Raw genomic sequence first — 18,775 nt, 5'->3', positions numbered from 1 at the left:
TGAAATATATAACTAATCGACTTTAACAAGTCTGACGTTATCGATGTTTAACCATTTGTTAGCAGAGGCATTGACGTAAATGCCGATTTCACATTGTCCGTTTGTGATTTGGATGTTATCAATCGTGTACGTTTTCCATGTGCTAGAGTCTTTAAGGGAGATGTTTTGCTCACTGCCGCCATAATTTTTGATATAAAGCTGAGCAGTCTCAAGGCTAGTGTCCCCCATAGCATCAATACTTAATTTGTAAGTACCTGAGCCGAGGTTGCTAATCATTTGATAAATGGAACTTTCAAAAGCTGTGTCTGACCAGAAAGTGAGCTTGTAACGTGTATCGTCGTAAACTTCTGTCTTGATACCTACATTTTGACTGTTGGTCCATTTGTTCCAAGAAGATGGGGTTTCGGTATAACCGTTCCATTCAAAACTGTTATTAGCAACAACGTTTGTTAGGTTAGCGTAATTAAAGGCTTTGACGGCGCGTAGAGCATTTCCTGAGAAATCAAAGACCGCTTGATTTTCCCATTCATTACCCGTCACATCTGAAACACCAAGATATGACATACCTGCTTGTGTTGCCCATGAGACATTGCCGTTATACCAGAGTGGTTCCCAATAGAAGAAACCGAGACCGTTGTTATTTTTGACGTCTTTAATTTTATCAACCAAGTCTGTCAAAAATTCATACTGACCGTCTTGGCTAGCTTTGTAACCACCAGCAGTCTCTTCTGTTGCCGTAAAGGCATTTGTTTTCTGGTCAGCATTATCAAGGGTATTTGCATAAGCTGTTTCAACCACAACAACTTTTTTGTTATAACGTTCGCTGATATTATCCATATTTTCAGAGAGTTCTGCTAATGTGCCATGCCAATATGGGTAATAGGAAATGCCGACAATATCAAAATCAACGGATTGATTGGTAATTTCATCAAGCCACCATTGGAAAGCTGATTTGTCACCGCCGTCTGCTAAATGGAGCATGATAGGTGTATTACTTGTCTGCGTATCTTTCACAGCTTGAACACCAGATTTTAGGAAATTTGCTAGGCGAGTGAATTCTTGACCGTCACCACCCCAACTTTTCCCGTAAGGCCAAAGCATGCCGCTGTTTAATTCGTTTCCGATTTGCACCATATCAGGGTAAATGCCTTGTGATTTCATCTGATTAAGGACATCAGCCGTGTAAGAATACACTGTTGAATTTAATTGTTCAAAGGATTGATTCTGCCAAGCTTTGGGAAGATTTTGTTTTCCAGGATCAACCCAGAAATCGCTGTAATGAAAATCGAGTAAGACTTTCAAGCCTTTATCTTTAGCACGTTTGGCTAATTTGAGTGTTCTGTTTAAGTCATTGGTCCCTGCGCCGTAAGCATTGCCATTTGCATCATAGGGGTCAACCCAGAGTCGCAAGCGAACGTAGTTAACACCATTTTCTTTCAGAATGGTCAGCGGGTCTTTTTGAGTACCATTACTCTTATAAATCGCTCCGCTTTGTTCCATTTCATCAAGAATCGAAATATCAGCTCCGTTGATGAACTCATCTGCTTTAGTCACGGTATTTCCAAGCGCAGCAAGACCAATAAGTGCAACAGTCGTCAAAAAAATCTTTTTTAGTATTTTCATAATCTTTCTCCCTAGCTTTTTTAGAATAGGTTAGGAAAAATAAAACATTACAAAGGCTACGGCACTTTCTGGGTCACGTGTTAATTTAATGTATTCAGCACCTTTTGTAGCTGCTAACTTTATACCAAGCGCGTCAGTATCTTTCTTAATATCTTCGTAGAATGAGTTGACTTGCGGAGCAAGCACAATCATGTCAAAATCTCTCATAATCTCATAATGTGAACCGTAAGCACCTGCTGACGCTGTGATGTTTGCACCTGTGGCAGCGGCACCTTCAGTAAGAGCATTAGCAAGCATAGCACTTGTACCAGCACCAGCACAAAGGACCAAAACGTTGATTGGTTTGTCAGTTGTGACTTTGACAGCTGGTTTTTCCTCAACAACTTTTTCAGCTGCTGCTTTTACTGGAGTTGCACTTTCAGCAGCAGTTTCTTGCGCAGCAATTTCAGCTTCTTCTTCAAGAAGTGATGCGTCATAAGCTTTAATGAATGGGAAGTAGATAATCGCATCAACAACGATTAAAACAAGGACAAGAACAACAGCTAGAAGGCTAACGCCTGTACCAAGAATAAGTCCGATTGGCGCTGGTGTTGCCCAAGGAAGAACATACATGAAGCTATTCATCTGAAGCACATCAACAAAGAATTTGAAAATCCAAACGTTGGCAATTGGTGCCAAAAGGAATGGAACAAAGAAATAAGGGTTAAGAATAATTGGTGTTGCAAAAAGCAAAGGTTCGTTAACGGCGAAGCTGACTGGGATAAATGAAGCCTTACCAACAGCTTTCAATTGTTTTGATTTGGCAAATAGCAAGAAAAGATAAGGGACAACAAGTGTTGCACCAGTACCACCCATAGTACCAACGAAATTACCAAGACCAACAGTCAAAACGTTTGAAGCATGTTCACCAGCTTTGAATAATTGAAGGTTCGTTTCAACATTAGCATAGATAATAGCTGCGATAGCTGGCTCTACAATTGACGGACCATGCACACCAACGAACCAGAAGAGCGCCATAGCACCCCAGATAATAGCAATTCCAAGATAACCGTCTGCTGCTGTAAACAATGGTTGAAGAAGTGTAATAACAGCTTCTGCAAATGATGCTCCAAAGAAATAACGAATGATAGTATCAATGATAACAGCTGCAAATACGGCAAATGAGAATGGGAAGATATCACGGAATGTTTGCGAAATCGTTCCTGGTACTTCTTTTGGCATCTTGATAGTGATGTCACGAATAACACAGAATTTGTAAACATTAACAGTGATAAAGGCAGCTACAAAGGCGGCGAGGATACCTTTTGTCCCCATATAACCACTAGCAAAACCACCGTCAAGCTCATCAGCACTCAACATCAAGAAGCTGACAATTGAGGCAAGCATAACAGAAACCGCATTGATTTTCTTATTACCTGGCATCTTACGGTTAACAGATTCTGCCAAGCAACGTGCAGTTGTTGCTGAAACCAGAAGCGCAACGACACCCATTGAGTAGTTATAAATCTTCCAAAGCCAATTTGAGAAATCTTCTGGCAAAGTCACTCCGAACACATCTGGAATCGATGCAATCAAGATAAAGATACTAGAAAAGAGAATCGCTGGCATTGCCGCAAGGAAACCATCACGAATGGCACCTAAATAAATGTTACGAGAAACTTTTTCAAAAAAAGGTTTCCCTTTTTCAATTTGTTGAATGAGTTTGTTCATGATACAACTCCCTAAGAACCTAGGCTTGGCTAGTCATCTCTAATACGTCTTAAGGGTAAGCAAGACCTGTCAGAAATGACTATTGAGAATAAGGATACTCACTGAAAATCGAAGTCAGGCTAGGCGACGCTGATGCAGATTAAACTGAAGTTCATCAAATCAAGTCAACAACGCCTGCATTTGATTTTCAAAGAGTGTAAGATTTTACCAAGCCATGTTCCGTCCTTTCTTTTTTCAAAAATTAGCGATTTTTATATAATTCAATAAAATCCGTAATGAGGTCACGTAGCAATAAGGTTGTCATCAAGTGGTCTTGACCGTGAACAAAGATGAAACCAAGTTCCAAATCTTCACCGCCTGCTTCTTGTGCTAACAATTGTGTTTGCGCATTGTGAGCTTTAGCCAAATTTTCGTCAGCATCTTTAATCGCTTTATCAACATTATCAAAGTTGCCAGAGCGAACTTCCTTAAGCAATTGAAGAAGTGTGCTCCTTGCATCACCTGAGTAAGCCACAATTTCAAAACCTAACATTTGTAATTCTTTTTTATCCATTTTCTAAATCCCCTATTCTACAATTTTTGTATCGCTAATGTGTTTGTACCAGTAAGCTGACGCTTTTGGATAACGTTTTTGTGTTTCAAAATCCACATAGAACAAACCATAGCGTTTATTATAACCATTTGACCATGAGAACAAATCCATCAATGACCAAAGGAAATAACCTTTAACATTAACCCCAGCATCAATTGCTTTGGCAAGAGATTGCAGGTAAACTTTCAAATAATCAATACGCGGTTGATCTATGATGATACCATCGTCAAATTCATCTTTATAGCCCATACCATTTTCTGTGATATAGATTTTATTGTAATGTGGGTAATCTGCTTTGATACGAAGAAGCAAGTCATACAGACCTTCTGGATAGATAATCCAATCCCAGTCCGTTCTTGGAATACCTTCTTTGTAAATGCGTTCGCCAATACCTTTAACTTTGTAAACAGATGTTCCTTTGTCACCTGTACCGTTGTGATGAATGGCATTTTCGCCATTGTAGGCTTTAACAAAGTGACATTGGTAATGATTGATACCAAGATAATCGTTGCGGTGACTGGCTTTTTTCATTTCCTCAAAGTCACTATCAAGGAAATCGTAGCTGGCATTGTTAGCTGCGCAGATTTCGTTAAGCGCTTCCATTGTTTCGTTTGAATAATAACCTAAATAAGTTGCATCCAGTAAAAATCGAATAGAAAGGGCATCATCTAAGAAAGCAGCATGTTTATCTTCTTTACTATCTGTTGCTGGGTATTTTGTTTCAAGAGAATGTACCACACCAATTTCACCTTGGTAGCCACCGTCTTTGAACAAATTAACCACACGCGCATGCGCATACATCATATTGTGCAGACATTGAATGACTTTTGACAGGTCATATTTGATTCCTGGTGGGAAAATACCAAGCAAATATTGGTTGGTTGCTACTGGGTAAATTTCATTGAATGTACTCCAATGACGAACTTCTGTAAATTCTTCAAAACAGAATTTTGCATAGTTAACAAAAGCTTCAATCGTATCACGGTTTAAAAAATCACCATTGTCAAACAAAACTTTTGGCGTGTCAAAGTGATGAAGCGTGACAAAGGCTGTGATGTTACGTTTTTGACATTCCGCAAACACTTTGTGGTAATAATCAACTCCTTCTTGGTTGACCTCACCAGTACCATTTGGGAAGATACGGCTCCAAGCAATGGATAACCGAAGTCCGTTGACACCAAATTTTTCACAAAGTTCAATATCTTGTGGGTATTGATGATAAAAATCACTAGCAGGGTCTGGACTGAAACGCCCTTGTTCTGCTAAGAAATCATCCCAAGCTACTGGACCTTTACCGCCTTCTTTAGTAGCTCCTTCAACTTGGTAGGCTGCTGTTGCACCACCAAAAATAAAATCTTCTGGTAATTGATACATAATTTTCTCCTTATTTCAATAAGCGTTGAATGTGAATCACAAGGTAAACACGTTCACTACGCGATAAATCTATTTTTAATTCTTGTCCAATCAAATCATAAATGGCTTGCCCAATTTGATAGGCTTTCGGATAATCTGATTTCACATATTCTTCCAAATTAATCAACGATGCATTGTCTTGCTGGTTCATCTGCAATCGATTAATGAGGTAGGTTAAATGAATCATCAAACGGTCGTAAAGATTACTATTTTCTGTGCTCCGCTTGATATTATTTTTTGCCAATTTGTCCTCAATCAAAGCTAGTACTTTTTTAGTTGCATCCTCTTTGTTATTATCAGAAACTTCGTAATCACCTTTAGCATTAATGAAATGCAGAGCCATTCGTCCGACTTCATCATCTGGAAAAGTTACTGACAACTTTTGACCTAAAATAACAACAGCTTCTTGCGCCATTTGAAACTCGGTAACATACGCCGCTGAAATATCTGGTAAATGACTTTCCTGATAAGCTCCCTTTAAAAGCTTTTGATATACCGAATAAACGTGGTCGGTAAGGGTTACATACAGGTATTCCTGAACCGGAAAATGATATTTGGCTACCAAATCATCAATCATATTATAAGTCACCGTTAGAATATCAAGCGGAATATTTTTCAAAAGGGTTAAAAAATTTTCTTTGGATTCCTCTGTTTTCAAAAGGAAAACTTTCTCGACTTTGCTTGGAGTGATTAAATCACCTTTTTTCTTTTGAAAGACTATCCCTAGCCCCATGACAACGGCTTGTTCATCCTGCTCATTTTTTACCAGAGCAACATTATTGTTGAGCGCTTGTACAATCCGAAACATTCTACTCTCCTCACGTGGTTCCTAGACAAATAAAAAAACCACAAACAAACTAGAATTCTCCCTCCTAGATCATTTGCGGTCTTGCCTAATGTCTTAGTTACAATCCACTCTATTAATTTCTACGGTTATAATATAACACACAACTTTAATTTTGTAAACCCTTTCTTTGTATTTTTTTGTTTATTTTAAACAAATTCAAAAAATCGTAATATCAAAGGATTTTTCACTCATTTCGCCACTCGCCACAAAAGTCACTTGGCGTTTATCTTCTAAAATATCACTTTCATCAAGTGACGTTGACAAGCCGCTCCACGGCTCTAGAGCAATAAAAGGACTCTTATTGACGGTTGACCATAAAATCAAATTTGGAAAATCTTCAAAATCCAAACGCAATCCTTTTTCGTGTTTATGAGATTTCAAAGAAACGCTGCGTGAAGCTAATTTATCCAAAGTAACAACGTCTTTGGCAAACAAAGCATAATCCAAATTTAGAATGTTTTGCTTTTCCAAAAAAGGCGTACGCTTGTTCACATCAAGAAGCCCTGTTTCTGGAAACGATTCTGGAACAGTACAAGTTTCCTCTTTTTCAAATTCGAGATAATAATCTTCATAACATTCATCAGCAAGCAATGGGCAATTAAACCCAGGATGCCCACCAATAAAGTAAGGCATAGCCTTTTCTGTCTCACGATTGGTCACTTGGTAACTTGTTTTAATCGTCTTTCCAGTCAAAGTGTAAATGATTTTCAACTCAAAATCATAAGGATAATTTGCCAACATTTCCGCATCAGGGGTGATTGAAAAAGCAAGGCTATTTTCAGATAATGGTTCATAAGTAAAAGTCTTCTTACGCACCAAACCATGTCGCGGTATCACACCTGTAAAATGGGGACGGCTACTAGGACGATAAATAGCTTCATCATCACGTAAGCTCCCACAAATCGGAAATAATACTGGTGCTTGTGAACTCCAATACTCTGGATTTCCTTGCCACAAATATTCGACGCCGTCTTTATCTTTTATGGATGACAAAGCACCACCAAATTCCTTAAACTGAACTGTTAAGAAATCATTTTTTAATTCAATAACCATTATTTTCTCCTAAATAAAATGAGAATGAACAGCCTCATAACTGCCATTCTCATCACGCGTAAAAACAAAATAATAAAAGAAGTTTTAGTGAGTTAGATTAGATGTATTACTATTTGGCTTCTTGATAAGCTTGATTACGTTTTTTCATTTCTCCTTTATACCAGAAGAAGAGTAACGTGTAAACAACTAAAGCAATTGCTGCATAAAGAACGTAAGTCAAATCACCAGTTGAAGCTTTACCAACAAAGAATGCCAAGAATTTTTCAATTGGACCTTCCATTGTTGTGTGAGAAATCATGGTCGAAGCATCTAAACCACTTGGAAAGGCACCCACTTTTTTAGCAGTTTCTGTGATAAATGGTGCAATCAACGTTCCTGACCACAAGAATAGCGGTAATTCAATAGCACCAATGACAATCATGCGGATTAATTTACCACGTGTCACAACTAGCAAAGCAGGAGTAACCCCCATCGCAATAATACCTGCGAGCGGTAATAATTTATTTCCTGGTAAAACAATTGCTTCTAACAACATAATTGGAGCTAAAATATTAGCGGCAGCCCATACTTCTGCACGACCTGCAATGAATGGCCAGTCCAAACCAATATTTAATGTGCGTCCTTGTAGTTTTGAAGAAGCAAAGTCAGTAATACCTTGAGAAAGTGGTTCAACAGAAGCGATAAACCATGATCCAATCAATGAGAACAATTCCAAGCAGACAGCTGCTGTAAAAGCTAAAGAAGCAATTTCTGTTGGTGTTTGACCTGCTAATAGGCCAACAAAGATTCCTAAATAAATACCAATTGCAAATTTTGAACCCCAGAAACCAATTTTAGCATTTAATTTAGCAGCATCGAAGTCATATTTATCAAGCCAAGGGAAAAGCTTGTCAAAAATTTTATCGAATACCATAATAATTGGATTCATCATGTAGTTCATGTGAGTTGTTGTCATCGGATTTTCATCACCAGCACCCAATAAATCATTAAAAGTAGGTTTCATAAGGTCTGAATTGATAATTTTTAAAATACCGATAAAAATAACCAAAATCGTTGCAATCATGAGGTTTGCTCCACTATAAATAGCAAACAAGCCAACAATTGATAAGTGCCAAATATCGAAAATATCAACATCAAGCGTATTGGTTTTATTCAATACCAACATAATGATATTTACAATGACCATTACCATCAAAAAATATAGGGTATAAGGTGAGCCCCAAGTGATAGTTGCCAACGGTGCCCAACCAACGTCAGTGATATTTAATTCCAAACCAGTTCGGGCAACAAAGTCAGCCATAGCACCCGAAAATGCCGTTGACAAGATATTGATAATTGCGCTAATACCTGTTAAGGCAATTCCTAGTTTAATACCGCCTTCTAATGCTCTAGTGAATTTCACTTTAAAGAAGAGGGCAATGACAGTCAGGATGATTGTCATTAACGGAGCGGCGCCAAGATCAATAATTGGTTGGAAAATCGTATTTGCAAAGTCGATAATTACATTCATTTCATCTCTTACCTTTCTTTCGAAAGCGCTTTAATTTATTTGTTTAAGCTATTAATAACGTCTTCCATTTTCTTATAAACAGGTTCTGCCATTGCTGGAATACGATAAAGAATAGCACCAGCATCAACAACTGGAAGCTTAACATCAAAACCTAAATCAGTCTTAGAAATTTGTGCAAAGATGTCATAATGCGATAACAATTCTTCATTAATATCTTTAATCATAACAGCATCACACGACACTTGATAACCACGTTTAGTCAATTCTGTTTCTAGGGCGTTTTTAATTTGATGGCTTGAGTTAACCCCGGCTCCACACGCTGCTAAAATTTTAATCATGAGAAATTCCTCCTTAAAAATTATTTTTCAAAAATTGATAAATTCTTTCTGTATTTTCAGAATTAAAAAATTTAATTAATGCTTCCTTATCTTGTCTATTAATAAAATCCATTATTGCTGCCAATAAACCAGCTTGCTCTTTTTCTTCATTGTTTAAAATCATGAACAAAAATGAAACCTCTAGTTTTTCATCTGGCAAAATCATATTATGAAATGTTATCGCATGTTCCAGTTTAACTGGAACAATACGAGTAACATTTACAAACTGACTTTCTGTATGTGGAATAGCAATATTAGGAAGACTCGAATCAATTGGACTTAACGGTAAGGCAGTCGGATAATTTTCCTCTCTATCGATTAAATTATCCAAGTATTCTTCTGTTACAAGACCTTTTTCAAATAATTTCTGAGCAATTTCTTTAAAAACACTTTTTTGATCTTGTTGTTCAGATATATATACCGTATCTTCTGCAAATAATTGAGTCATTTGATCACCTTCTTACACTTTCTCAGTCCAAGAGCTAGCTGTTTTGGCAAGGACTTCATTAAGTTCTTCAATGTTTTTACGTCCTTGTGTTCTTAACCAATCACGGGCTGCTGCTTCGCCTTCTTCGATATACACTTGTACAGAGCCAGCCCAAGTAGCACGTCCACAAAGGACACCGTTGAATTTAGCACCTGACTCAGCCGCAAATACCAACGTTTCTTGGAAAAGTTTTGCTGAAACACCCGCGCTAAGATAGATATATGGCAAATGACTTGCTGCTTCTTGATCTTTGAAAGCTTTAGCGGCTTCTTCTTTAGTGTAAACCACTTCACCTTCCGCAAAACCTTCAACATATGTCATGTTGACAGGGACTTCAACCTTGAGCACATCAATACCAAAGCGGGCATCAGAGAAAACTTTCATGGCTTCGTTAACTTTGTGAGGTTTTACTTTGGCAAAGGCTGCGCTTGTATTATCAGAGATAGTTTCATCATAAGTTAAGATTTCAAGGAAGAAAGGCACATCTTCAGCTTTACATTCTGCACCAATACGTTCGATATAAGCTTGTTTTTGAAGATTAACGTATTCATCACCATCAACGTCATAATAAAGCAAGAATTTCACTGCATCAGCTCCCGCTTCTTTAAGACGTTTAGCTGACCATTCTACCAAACAATCTGGTAAACGACTTGTTGTTGTCGCATCGTAACCTGTTTTTTCATAAGCTAACAAGAGACCTGAATCCGCATCACGAACCTTACTTGCTGGCAAACCATACTCAGGGTCAAGAAGAATAGATGACGCATACGGTGTCAATTCTTCTGAAACCAGGGCTTTCAATTGTTCGATTTGTTCAACACTTGGTTCTTCTGTTTGATAGTTTGCCATCATGCGTTTAAGTGCTCCTCGTTGGTCAAATGCCAAAGCAGAAATCACGCCATCACGACTAAGCTTTTCAAGCAAGTTACGTTTTTCTTGTGTTAATACCATGTTTTCTTATACCTCTTCTACCTGAATCTGATTAAATAAGTTTTCGTAATTTGTCATATTGACATGACCTGTCATTTTTTCTTGAGCATTTAGCATGCCGAGGGCATTCGCATGACGTAAGAAATCTTTGTCGGAAAGATTATGAACAATCGCTGACGCAATACCAGCCACCGTTGAATCACCAGAACCAACAGGATTGACCACATTGATTTTTGGAATGATAACACGGTAATAGTGGTCACCATGTTTCGCAAAAGCTCCTTTGCTGCCTAGTGAAACAACCACCCAATCAATCCCTGCAAACAAATCATCTTGCAAGATTTGTTTTAACTCATCCACATCATCGCTCACTTCTCTTCCAACAAGTTGTGATAATTCTTCTGTGTTTGGCTTGATAACAAACGGTTTATCATTACCTGTTAAAACAGCTTCCAAAGCCTTACCAGAACAATCTAGCACTACTTTTTTGCCTTGGGAATTAGCAAGTCCAATGACTTTTTGATAATAATCGCTTTCAAGCCCCGCTGGAAGGCTACCCGAAATTGTGATGACATCATAAGACGGGCAAAGGTAACGAAAATGATTAAGAAAACCATCTGCCTCATCTTGGTCAATCATCGGACCTGCTTCCAAAACTTCTGTCTGCAAGCCTTCATGCAAAATCGCAATGCAATTGCGGGTTTCCCCATGAATCGGAAAGAAACGATGTTGGATACCATTTTGGTCAAGCCTACTTGTTAAAAAGTCACCTAGCTTTCCACCGATAAAACCTGTCGCAGTCACATTATCGCCAATTTCTGACAATACACGTGTGACGTTCAAACCCTTACCACCTGCTGTTTTTTTAACCTCGGAAACACGATTGACCGTATCCAAAGTTAGCTCATCAAGCGGATAAGAAATATCAATTGACGGATTCAATGTTACAGTAAGAATCATCTGATTTTCTCCTAATCCTGATATTCGCCACGATTCCATTTTTCAAGAAATTCATCAAAGAAATCTGGTGATGTTTGGTCCTCATTGACCGTTTCGACTTGTGCAATTTTTTCAATCAAAGCTTTATTTTCTGCTGTTGGTTTGTATTCAGCTTTGATAAATGCTTCAATAATGTCGCACATGAGTAATTCACCTGTGATTTTACCACCAAAACCGATGACATTAGCATTTAATTCTTCTTTGGCGTAAATCGCTGTTGTCATGTCGCGAACCAAAGCTGAGCGAATACCTGGAACTTTGTTGACAGAGTTGTTGATTCCAACACCTGTTCCACAAATACAAACACCTAGGTCTGCTTGACCGCTTGTCACCGCTTCACCGACTTTTTTACCAAAGATAGGATAATGTGTGCGTGTGTGGTCATATGTTCCACAATCAATAACCTCATAACCTTTTGATTTCAAGAAATCTGACACTGCCATTTTTTCTGTTGTTACGATATGGTCACATCCAATTGCAATTTTCATTTTATCTTCCTCGCTCCTAACACATTTTATTCAACATATCAACACGGATTTGGTGACGACCACCGTCATAGTGACCTTCCAAGAACCCTTTGGCAATATTTTTAGCTAATTCAACACCGACAATTTCTGCCCCCATAGTAATCATACGAGCATTGTTGTGAGCACGTGTCATGTAAGCAGAGCGTTCATCTGAAACTTCCGCTGCGACCATCCCTTTGATTTTAGTTGCTGTCATAAAGCTACCAGCACCATAAGCATCAATCATAATGCCAAGATTGCCTTCAGCCGCATTGACACCCGCTGCAACAGCAAGCGTATTATCAACAAAATCTTTAGTCACATCTGTCACATCATTAACATCATAATCATTTGCAAGCAAGTATTCTTTGATAATATTTTTCAAAGTTTCACCTGCGGCATCTGAACCAAGAATAACTGTCATTTTAACACCTCAAAATTCTTCTTTTATCTAGATAATTTTTAAAAACGTTTTTTTATATTTATATAATAAAACCAAAACAAACATTTGTCAACACATTTGTTTAATATTTTTTGTTTTGTTTGTTGTTTTATGTTTACCAATAATGTAATTATATCCACAAAACTAATGATAACATCAGAGTTATCAGCTTTATTACAGTTTTATTTCGTAGTGTTTCTTTTTTTTCTTATTTGTTGAGTTCGTCTATTTTTTATGATAATATAGAAGTAAGATATCATTTATTATGCAAATGGAAAGGAGATTATTATGCTAAAAAAAGAACGCCTCCAGTGGATTCTTGAAAAAGTCAATGTCAAAGGCATCATTACCGTTAATGATGTCATTAAAGAGCTTGGCGTTTCAGATATGACTGTCAGACGAGACTTGGATGAGCTTGATAAAGACGGCTTACTTATCCGCATCCACGGTGGTGCACAGAGCATTGATAGCCCAAAAATCAGAAGTAAACACGAAAAATCAAACACTGAAAAACAAGAACTTCAAATTGAAGAAAAACGTGCTATCGCTAAATTCGCTAGTCAGCTTGTTCAAGAAGGAGAAACAATTTTTATTGGACCAGGAACGACACTCGAACATTTTGCAAGTGAACTCGTCGCCAAAAATATTCGAGTTATTACAAACAGTTTGCCTGTTTTTAACATTTTAAATGAAAATAAAAACACCGATTTAATCTTAACTGGTGGAGAATATCGTGATATTACAGGCGCTTTTGTCGGATCTTTGACTGCCAACTACCTCCAAAACCTAAAATTCTCAAAGGCTTTTGTGAGTGCCAATGGTGTATTTGGTGATTCTATTGCCACATATAGTGAGAGTGAAGGAGAAATTCAACGTATCGCACTTGATAACGCCATTGAAACATTCTTGCTCGTTGACCATGAAAAATTCGACAAATACGACTTTTACGATTTCTATCGCATTAGCGATATCAATCATCTGGTAACCGATTCTGCTATTACCAGCGACACCAAAGAAAAATTCGGTCCACTAACCGATATTATCGTTGCCACAGACTGATTTTAGTCACAAAGAAACTGCTTATCCCCTGATAAACAGCTTTTTTATGAATTTATCAATCAACAAAAAATCCCTACACTTGCTGGTGTAGGGATTTTTATATTGTATTCTAGAATAGTTTTGTTTTGGAAAAATTAGCGAATAGCTGCTTCTGTTTCAGGGTCGAAGAAGTGACCTTTAGCCACATTTAAAGTCAATTCAACTTGTTCACCTGGTTCATAAGTATCACGCGCATCTGTACGTGACACGAGTTCAACATCACCAGATTTGACATAAAGCATTGTTTCAGCCCCAAGCAATTCTGACACAGTTACTTCTGCTTTGATTGTTGCACCAGGATAAGTATCGCGGACCAATGGATTGTTTGAAATATCTTCCGGGCGAATACCAAAGATAACTCTTTTACCATTATACCCTTTTGTTTCAAGCAATTTCTTTTGACCTTCTGGCAAAGTTATCTTGAAGCCAGCATCATTGACCAAAGCATCGCCTTCAACCATTGCTTCAAAGAAGTTCATGGCGGGGCTACCGATAAATCCTGCAACAAATTTATTAGCAGGACGGTTATAAAGTTCTTGTGGTGTACCAATTTGTTCGACACGACCAATTGTTCCTGAACCGTCAGGATTTTTTGTAGAACTCATGATAACAATACGGTCAGCAAGTGTCATGGCTTCTGTTTGGTCGTGAGTAACGTAGATTGTTGTTGAACCAATACGACGGTGGATTTTGGCAATTTCAGCACGCATTGACACACGCAATTTAGCATCCAAGTTTGACAAAGGTTCGTCCATCAAGAACACTTTGGCATCACGGACAATGGCACGCCCCATGGCAACACGTTGTCGTTGACCACCTGAAAGGTCAGCAGGTTTACGTTGAAGAAACTCTGTCAAGCCAAGAATTTCAGCAGCTTCACGAACACGTTTGTCAATGTCATCTTTTTTATATTTTCTAAGTTTTAGCCCAAATGCCATGTTATCGTAAACAGTCATGTGTGGGTAAAGGGCATAGTTTTGGAAAACCATGGCAATGTCACGGTCTTTTGGTGCTTTGTCATTAACAACTTCACCATCAATTTTAAGTTCACCTTCTGTGATGTCCTCAAGACCAGCAACCATACGAAGTGTTGTTGATTTACCACAACCTGAAGGTCCTACGAAAACGATAAATTCTTTATCTTTGATGTCAAGATCGAAATCTTCAACAGCATAATGACTTGCATTTGGATATTTTTTGTAAATGTGGTTAAGGTTTAATTCTACCATTTTGTAACTCCTTTAATCTATGTGGCTTTATTATAACAAAGATAACGCTTACATACTATAGACAGAAATGACAAGATTTTTTGTGCAAAGTGCCCAAAAATTATGGCATCATGATTAGGAGATAGCAAAAAGCAAGGCTATCAAGATTTTTCAAATTCAAACCAGACAACAATCGAAATTTTTCTAATTTATATTGAAGTGAATTTCGATGAATATAAAGACTTTGTGCCGTTTTGGCAAGATTTCCCTGCTCCTGCCACATGGCAACAATGATAGCTCGAATATCCTTGCTATCATCAATAGATTGCAATATTTTGTGTTTTATCGTTGGAATATCAAGATGACGTGCAAAGTCTAACAACAACATTTCAGAAAACGTCGCCACCCGTTCGTTACCACGATAGTGACTCACATCAGAAAAAAGCTTGGTTTCTTCATCGAAATAAGCCTGCAAATCATTTGCTTGCAATTTACTCCAGCCATTGCCAAAGAAAACAGTCAATTTAATCCCAAAATCATTTTCCAAAGTTGGTAAAACATCTTTTACCAATTCTTCTACCTCAATCAGCTCTGATTGATCCAGCAAAAGAATGGTCCGATTATCTGAAAGACTGACTTCTGTAATCATATTTGGTAAAAGAGTTGCTAAAAAATCAACCAATTCTTCTGGTAATCGATATTGATGGTCAATGTAAATCATCTGAAGGCGTTTGTACTCTTGGGGTAAACTGCCCTTTTTTTGCACCAAATACTGATACCAAGGATTTTCAGAAACACGACTAGCTGAAATCGTCATCTTTTTAAGCGTCAGCAATGCTTTTTCACGCTCACTAAGACTGGCTAGAGGAAGATAATAAGACGTTCCATTTTCTTCTAAAATAAGCCATTCTTCTGGATTTTGGATATTTCCTTTTGATGTCGCTTCAGGAAACAATTCATCTAGTGACATGATTTACCTCCATTTTTAATAACTGTTGCGAAATTAATACCAGTTTTATATTAATTCAATGCAATAAGTCTCTACTTCAATCAAGGGATTAGCGTGCCTTAGTATCCAAGATAATGGTAACAGGACCATCATTGACAAGACTAACATACATATCAGCTCCGAAAACGCCTGTTTCAACAGGAACGTATTGCGCTAGTGCTTCATTGAAGGCATTGTATAATTGCTCGGCTTTGTCAGGTTTGGCAGCACCAGTAAAGGCTGGTCGGTTACCCTTTTTCGTATCCGCAAACAAGGTAAACTGTGACACCGATAAAATGCTTCCCTTGACATCTTGAACAGATAAATTCATTTTTCCCATATCATCTGAAAAAATCCGCATATTCGTGATTTTTCGCACCGCATAATCAAGGTCCTCTTGCTCATCATCTGGACCGACCCCAACCAAAAGCAACAAGCCTTGTTTAATATCACCGACAAGCTCCTCATCAATCACGACTTGGGCTTTCTTGACACGCTGAATAACAACTTTCATATACAATCCTTTCTAAAAAAGCGGGCTGACAAAGTCAACTCGCTTGAAAAACGCACTCATTACCCATTTGTTCGTTTGACAGAGTAAACATCTGGAATAATTTTGATTTTATCAACGACAGTTGTCAATGCTGTTAAGTTTGGAATGGCAAAGCTGACGTGAATATTAGCAAATTTCATATCTTTACTTGGTTGGGCATTGACAGTTGAAATATTCTTAGTGGCATTTGATAACACTTGAAGCACATCATTGAGCAAACCTGAACGATTAAGTCCGTAAATGTCAATTTCAGCCAAGTAATCATTGCTGGCACTAGTATCATCCCATTCAACTTCAATAAGACGTTGTTCGTAACCCTCTTGGCTCTTGATATTATGACAATCTGCACGGTGAATAGCCACCCCACGCCCCTTAGTGATATAACCTTCGATTGGGTCTCCTGGGACTGGGTTACAACATTTGGCAATACGCATCAAGAGACCTGAAGCTCCTTGGATAATAACGCCATTTTCGCTACGAACTTTCAGAACATCTTTGTTTTCGGTTTTAACTTCGCCACCGTTCATCAGTTCTTCGGCTTCAGCTTTCGCCTTCGCACGTTCTTCTTCACGGCGTTCTTTTTCTGTCAATCGATTAAAGACAGAAGCAGCGCTAATTTCACCAAAACCGACAGCAGCGTACAAGGCTTCTTCGCTACGAACGCTAAAGCGTGGCAAAATTTCTTCAATATGCTTTTTATCAAGGTATTTGTTAGCCACATAGCCTTGCTCTTGGAAATAATCCACTAAAAGCTCGCGACCTTTATTAATTGAGGTTTCTTTATCTTGATTTTTGAAAAATTGGCGAATGCGATTGCGAGCTTTATTGGTTTTGACAATTTTAATCCAATCACGACTTGGACCAAATGAATTAGGATTAGTGACAATCTCAACCACATCACCTGTTTTCAATTTAGCGGTCAGTGGCACCATACGTCCGTTAACCTTAGCACCAACTGCTTTTTCCCCAACCTGCGTATGGATAGCATAGGCAAAGTCAATCGGACCTGAATCTTTTGGCAATTCTTGCACGGCACCTGTTGGTGTAAAGACATAGATACGTTCTGAGAAAATATCCTGCTTAACCGAATCAACGAAATCAACCGCATCACCGTTTGAAGCGTCTTGCAATTCCACCAATTCCTTAATCCAGTTCATGCCGACGGCTTGTTCTTGGTTGTCAACTTTCCCTTTGATACCTTGCTTGTAAGCCCAGTGAGCAGCAACCCCGTATTCGGCAACTTGGTGCATTTCTTTGGTACGAATTTGAATCTCAATCGGACCTTTTGGACCATAAACTGTCGTATGAATAGATTGGTAACCATTAGCTTTAGGCGCAGCAATGTAATCCTTAAAACGACCAGGCATTGGACGCCACAATTCATGAATATAGCCGACCATGGCATAAACATCGCTCGGCGTTTCCATAATACAACGAATGGCAATCAAATCGTAAATTTGGTCAAAACGTTTTTTCTTGTCACGCATTTTGCGATAAATCGAGTAAATGTGTTTTGGTCGTCCGTAAACTTCACCATAAAGCCCTTGTTCTTGCGTGTAATCCTTGATTTTCTTAACAATTTCATCAACCAAAGCTTCACGTTCACGACGCTTTTCTTTCATCATGTGAGAAATCTTGTAGAACTCAATTTCATCAAGATAACGGAAGGACAAATCTTCCAATTCCCACTTGATACGGCTAATCCCCAAACGATGAGCTAGGGGTGCATAGATTTCCATTGTTTCTCGTGAAATACGCTCTTGCTTATCTTTACGCAGATGTTTTAAAGTGCGCATATTGTGGAGACGGTCTGCCAATTTAACCAAAATAACACGAATGTCCTTAGACATCGCCATCAACATTTTACGGTGATTTTCTGCCAATTGTTCTTCATGTGATTTGTACTCAACTTTACCAAGTTTTGTAACACCATCGACAATATCACGAACATCTTTGCCAAATTCCGCTTCAATGTCATCTAAAGTAACTTCAGTATCTTCAACAACATCATGCAAAAAACCGCAAGCTACCGTCACCACATCAAGATGCAAATCTGCTAAAATACCTGCAACTTGGATAGGGTGAATAATGTAAGGCTCACCTGATTGCCTAACTTGAGAAATATGTGCTTTTGTTGCGTAATCCAATGCCTTTTGAACAATTGCCACATCAGATTCGCTCATGTATTGGGCTGTGAGTGCAACCACCTCTTCGCCCGTTAAATTCACAGTTTTTGCCATAAAGACCTCTTCAGATTGATATTGTATTTATTTTAACACTAAACTGCCTAAAATACCAATTCATAAGCCAAAAAGCCACGTTTTGGAAGGAGAAATGTGCTAAATATTATCCAAATAAGAAATAGCCAAACTTAGAACAAATAAAATCTGGCGAATTGGCGCTTATTCCTCATTTCTTGCTGACTGACCGACAGCCTAA

At 38.2% G+C, this 18,775-nt stretch carries 18 protein-coding genes; 1 reads left to right on the top strand and 17 read right to left on the bottom strand.

Translation table 11 applies throughout. The features are described 5' to 3' along the window. Positions 1–12: 12 nt before the first annotated feature. The 13 genes from E8M05_RS01305 to lacA form a co-directional block, all read right to left on the bottom strand. Positions 13–1,623, bottom strand: a complete 1,611-nt coding sequence (locus tag E8M05_RS01305; RefSeq protein ID WP_003063092.1) for a glycoside hydrolase family 53 protein — start codon at positions 1,621–1,623, stop codon at positions 13–15. A gap of 30 nt (positions 1,624–1,653) precedes the next feature. Then, the gene (locus tag E8M05_RS01300; RefSeq protein WP_003063088.1) at positions 1,654–3,333 is read right to left on the bottom strand and encodes a PTS lactose transporter subunit IIBC; all 1,680 of its coding nucleotides are present in this window, start codon (positions 3,331–3,333) and stop codon (positions 1,654–1,656) included. 241 nt (positions 3,334–3,574) lie between these two features. After that, positions 3,575–3,886, bottom strand: coding sequence for a PTS sugar transporter subunit IIA (locus E8M05_RS01295; protein WP_003063087.1), 312 nt, complete (start codon positions 3,884–3,886; stop codon positions 3,575–3,577). 12 nt (positions 3,887–3,898) lie between these two features. Then, positions 3,899–5,299 carry a 6-phospho-beta-galactosidase gene (gene lacG, locus E8M05_RS01290; protein ID WP_003063084.1) on the bottom strand — a complete coding sequence of 467 codons (1,401 nt, stop codon included), beginning with the start codon at positions 5,297–5,299 and terminating at the stop codon, positions 3,899–3,901. A gap of 10 nt (positions 5,300–5,309) precedes the next feature. Then, a complete protein-coding gene (locus tag E8M05_RS01285) occupies positions 5,310–6,146 on the bottom strand; it encodes a PRD domain-containing protein (protein ID WP_003063083.1) in 837 nt (278 codons plus the stop codon). Between the two features lie 195 nt (positions 6,147–6,341). Next, positions 6,342–7,238: an aldose 1-epimerase family protein gene (locus tag E8M05_RS01280; RefSeq protein ID WP_003063081.1), complete on the bottom strand. Its 897-nt coding sequence runs from the start codon at positions 7,236–7,238 to the stop codon at positions 6,342–6,344. Between the two features lie 109 nt (positions 7,239–7,347). Further along, the gene (locus E8M05_RS01275; protein WP_003063078.1) at positions 7,348–8,748 is read right to left on the bottom strand and encodes a PTS galactitol transporter subunit IIC; all 1,401 of its coding nucleotides are present in this window, start codon (positions 8,746–8,748) and stop codon (positions 7,348–7,350) included. 35 nt (positions 8,749–8,783) lie between these two features. After that, positions 8,784–9,086, bottom strand: coding sequence for a PTS sugar transporter subunit IIB (locus tag E8M05_RS01270; RefSeq protein WP_003063077.1), 303 nt, complete (start codon positions 9,084–9,086; stop codon positions 8,784–8,786). Between the two features lie 13 nt (positions 9,087–9,099). After that, positions 9,100–9,573: a PTS sugar transporter subunit IIA gene (locus tag E8M05_RS01265; RefSeq protein WP_041973863.1), complete on the bottom strand. Its 474-nt coding sequence runs from the start codon at positions 9,571–9,573 to the stop codon at positions 9,100–9,102. A 12-nt stretch (positions 9,574–9,585) separates the two neighbouring features. Next, positions 9,586–10,563: a tagatose-bisphosphate aldolase gene (gene lacD, locus E8M05_RS01260; RefSeq protein ID WP_058692673.1), complete on the bottom strand. Its 978-nt coding sequence runs from the start codon at positions 10,561–10,563 to the stop codon at positions 9,586–9,588. 6 nt (positions 10,564–10,569) lie between these two features. Beyond that, positions 10,570–11,502: a tagatose-6-phosphate kinase gene (locus E8M05_RS01255; protein ID WP_003063073.1), complete on the bottom strand. Its 933-nt coding sequence runs from the start codon at positions 11,500–11,502 to the stop codon at positions 10,570–10,572. Between the two features lie 11 nt (positions 11,503–11,513). Next, complete coding sequence (lacB, locus tag E8M05_RS01250) at positions 11,514–12,029, bottom strand: galactose-6-phosphate isomerase subunit LacB (RefSeq protein WP_003063071.1); 516 nt, start codon at positions 12,027–12,029, stop codon at positions 11,514–11,516. 16 nt (positions 12,030–12,045) lie between these two features. Next, entirely contained in the window at positions 12,046–12,471 is a 426-nt protein-coding gene (lacA, locus tag E8M05_RS01245) for a galactose-6-phosphate isomerase subunit LacA (RefSeq protein WP_013851430.1), read from the bottom strand. A gap of 306 nt (positions 12,472–12,777) precedes the next feature. Here lacA and E8M05_RS01240 point away from each other — a divergent pair, with 306 nt between their 5' ends. After that, the gene (locus E8M05_RS01240; protein ID WP_013851429.1) at positions 12,778–13,548 is read left to right on the top strand and encodes a DeoR/GlpR family DNA-binding transcription regulator; all 771 of its coding nucleotides are present in this window, start codon (positions 12,778–12,780) and stop codon (positions 13,546–13,548) included. A gap of 134 nt (positions 13,549–13,682) precedes the next feature. On the opposite strand, the gene E8M05_RS01235 is transcribed toward E8M05_RS01240, so the two are convergent. The 4 genes from E8M05_RS01235 to E8M05_RS01220 form a co-directional block, all read right to left on the bottom strand. Next, a complete protein-coding gene (locus E8M05_RS01235) occupies positions 13,683–14,816 on the bottom strand; it encodes an ABC transporter ATP-binding protein (protein WP_003063066.1) in 1,134 nt (377 codons plus the stop codon). Between the two features lie 100 nt (positions 14,817–14,916). Next, entirely contained in the window at positions 14,917–15,765 is an 849-nt protein-coding gene (locus tag E8M05_RS01230; RefSeq protein WP_013851428.1) for a helix-turn-helix domain-containing protein, read from the bottom strand. An 88-nt stretch (positions 15,766–15,853) separates the two neighbouring features. Continuing rightward, on the bottom strand, positions 15,854–16,297 hold the full coding sequence (gene dtd / locus E8M05_RS01225; RefSeq protein ID WP_003063063.1) for a D-aminoacyl-tRNA deacylase: 444 nt from the start codon (positions 16,295–16,297) through the stop codon (positions 15,854–15,856). Between the two features lie 59 nt (positions 16,298–16,356). Further along, positions 16,357–18,576: a RelA/SpoT family protein gene (locus E8M05_RS01220; protein WP_013851427.1), complete on the bottom strand. Its 2,220-nt coding sequence runs from the start codon at positions 18,574–18,576 to the stop codon at positions 16,357–16,359. Positions 18,577–18,775: the final 199 nt, after the last annotated feature.

It is taken from the genome of Streptococcus pasteurianus, from assembly GCF_004843545.1.
Lineage (GTDB): Bacteria > Bacillota > Bacilli > Lactobacillales > Streptococcaceae > Streptococcus > Streptococcus pasteurianus.
This window is presented reverse-complemented; position numbering and strand designations above follow the sequence as displayed.